This window comes from Simplicispira sp. (genome assembly GCF_028687295.1).
Classification (GTDB): Bacteria; Pseudomonadota; Gammaproteobacteria; order Burkholderiales; family Burkholderiaceae_C; genus Simplicispira; species Simplicispira metamorpha.
In genome coordinates, this window is sequence record NZ_JAQUAL010000087.1 from 11,832 (window position 1) to 13,250 (window position 1,419).

A 1,419-nucleotide genomic window follows, 5' to 3' on the forward strand; every position below is an offset into this window, starting at 1 on the left:
CCATCGAGATGATGGCCGCCTTGGTGTTGAAACGCAGGTTGCGAAAGGCCCGCACGCCGGGCGCCCAGATGCCGTGGTATTCAAAAAAGCCGCTGTTGTCGGCGCGCTGTGCTGCGTGAGCGATGGGGGAAGTCATCGGGGTGTCTTAGTTGTTGTTGCTTGTTACATCTTACTGGCGTGTGCCGCCGCCACCCCCGCAGCGGCTGCATTACGGCGGTGCGTTGGTGCGCGCGTGCAACGCTTTGAGCTGGTAGAGCGCGTCCAGCGCTTCGCGCGGGCTCATCTGGTCGGGCTGTAGGTCGGCGAGTGCCGCCTCCAGTGCGCTGGGGCTGGTGCCTTGCTCGGGTTCCGCGGGGGCGGCAAACAAGTCCACCTGGGCCTGGTCTGCGTGGGCGCGCGCTTCCAGTGCGGCCAGGGCTTGGCGGGCGTGGTGGAGCACGGGCGCGGGCACGCCCGCCAGTTTGGCCACCTGGATGCCGTAGCTGCGGCTGGCCGGGCCGCTCTGGATTTCGTGCAGAAACACAATGTCGCCACCGGCCTGCGTGGTTTCTGCGGCGCTGACGTGCATGTTGACGGCGTGGCGCGCGGTGGCAGGCAGCTCGGTCAGTTCAAAGTAGTGCGTGGCAAACAGCGTGAAGGCACGGGTTTTGTCGTGCAGGTGCGTGGCAATGCCGCTGGCCAGCGCCAGACCGTCAAAAGTGCTGGTGCCACGGCCAATCTCGTCCATCAGCACCAGGCTGTGGGGGGTGGCGGCATGCAGGATTTGCGCTGCCTCCACCATCTCCAGCATGAAGGTGGACTGGGCGTTGGCCAGGTCGTCGGCGGCACCGATGCGGGTGTGGATGGCGTCGATCGGCCCCAGTCGGCAGCTGCTGGCGGGCACATGGCTGCCCATGCTGGCCAGCAGCACGATGAGGGCCACCTGGCGCATGTAGGTCGATTTACCGCCCATGTTGGGGCCGGTGATGATCTGCATGCGCGTGTTCAGGCCCAAGCGCGTGTGGTTGGCGATGAAGGCGCCGCTGGACGTCTCGGCCAGCCGCGCTTCCACCACCGGGTGGCGACCTGCCTCGATGTCGATGCACGGCTCGGGTACGAATTGCGGTGCGCACCAGTTCAGGGTCAGGGCGCGTTCGGCCAGGCAGCACAGCACATCCAGCTGGGCCAGCGCGCTGGCCAGCCGGGTCAGGGCCGGTACATGGGCTTGCAGTTGCTCCAGCACCTGTTCGTACAGCCACTTTTCGCGGGCCAGTGCGCGCTCTTGCGCGGACAGGGCTTTGTCCTCGAACGCTTTGAGTTCGGGGGTGATGAAGCGCTCGGCGTTTTTCAGGGTCTGGCGGCGGCGGTAGTCGTCGGGTACTTTGCTGGCCTGGCCCTGTGTGACTTCGATGTAAAAGCCATGCACCTTGTTGAATTGCA

Annotated in this window: 1 protein-coding gene; it reads right to left on the reverse strand. The window is 65.6% G+C overall.

The window, feature by feature from the left end; all coding sequences use genetic code 11:
• Positions 1-208: 208 nt before the first annotated feature.
• The coding region (gene mutS / locus PHX69_RS10650) for a DNA mismatch repair protein MutS (protein ID WP_288043679.1) at positions 209-1,419 on the reverse strand (1,211 nt) is incomplete at its 5' end.